The following is a 1,379-nucleotide window of genomic DNA, read 5'->3' on the forward strand; positions in this document are numbered from 1 at the left end:
AGCTCACGCAACACCTGGTCGAGGCGCTGCATGTCGCCTACCATCTTGTTGTAAGCCGGTGAACCAGGCTGGAATCCTTTCATGCTGCGGTTCAGCTCCAGCAGCGTTTTTTGCATGTCCTGCGGCAGCGCCTGCATCTCTTTGCTGGCGATGATGTCGTTCAACGACTTCATGGTCTGCTGCGTCGACTTCAACGTTTTCTGGCTTTCCGCCAGCGTCTTGGTCGCTTCGTTGATCATCGGATTGATCGGCATCGAATTAATCTTATCCAGCGCCAGCATCAGTTTCTGCTGGATCTGCGCCAGACCGCCGCTGGTGGTCGGCATCAGCGGATAACCGAAATCCTCACGCGGTCCTTTCCACGGTTTCTCCTGCGGATAGAAGTCGAGATCGATGTACAACGAACCAAGCAGCAAGTTGGCGGACTTCATCGAAGCACGCAGACCGCGTGACTCGGCGTCTTTCAAGTGCCATTCGATATCGAATTTGCCGCCCAGCTGTTTATGCAGTCGATCTGGTTCGATGCGGATCAGCACCGGAATGCGATAATCGTTATCCAGACGCTGCGCCATGCCCTCTTTATAGAATGGCACCTGCGCCACCGTGCCCAGGCGGATGCCACGGAACTCGACCGGCGCGCCCGGCTGCAGGCCTCGTACCGAATCGGAGAAGAACAGCAGGTATTCCTTATACTCGGTATACAGCGAATCCTGCGTACTGCGCTGGTTGTCGAACAGCTGGTATTCCGCCTTCTCTTTCGCCTGCTCACCGCGGCCCCAACCGTCCGGCACATCGAAGCTGACACCGTCACTAAACAACGTGGTCAGCGAGCTCATCTCCCCCCGCATGCCCTGCGCCGACATGTCGAACGCCACGCCGCTGTCTTTCCAGAAGCGCACATTGGTGGTAACCAGTTGGTCGTAAGGCGCGGTGATGAACAGCTGATAGCGCATGGCGCGCGCTTTAGGATCGAAGTAGCTGGTCTCCACCGAGCCAACACGATAGCCGCGGAACAGCACTGGATCGCCGGCATTGAGCTGGCCTGATTTCTCGCTGTCCAGTACGATGCGCAGCCCTTTGGCATCCGGTGGGGCCAAAGGTGGCGCGTCGAGCAGCTGATAGTTGTCTTTGCCGTCTTTACCCTTGCTGCCCGGCTGCAGTTCGATATAGGCGCCGGAGAGCAGCGTACCCAAGCCGGAGACGCCTTCATAGCCGATCTGCGGCTTCACCACCCAAAAGGCGGAGTCCTGGTGCAACAATTTCTCCATACCGGAATTGAGGCGTGCCTGCACCATTACCTTGCTCATGTCATCACTCAGCGTGACGGTTTCCACCACCCCGACGTCAACGCTGCGGCTTTTGATTTTGGTTTTACCCGC

1 protein-coding gene is annotated in these 1,379 nt (G+C 57.4%); it reads right to left on the reverse strand.

Going from position 1 to position 1,379, the window contains the following annotated elements; translation table 11 throughout:
- On the reverse strand, positions 1-1,379 hold a 1,379-nt coding region (gene pqiB / locus HMPREF3138_RS15755; protein ID WP_070559166.1), incomplete at both ends, for an intermembrane transport protein PqiB.

Source organism: Serratia sp. HMSC15F11 (assembly GCF_001808215.1).
Classification (GTDB): Bacteria; Pseudomonadota; Gammaproteobacteria; order Enterobacterales; family Enterobacteriaceae; genus Serratia; species Serratia nevei.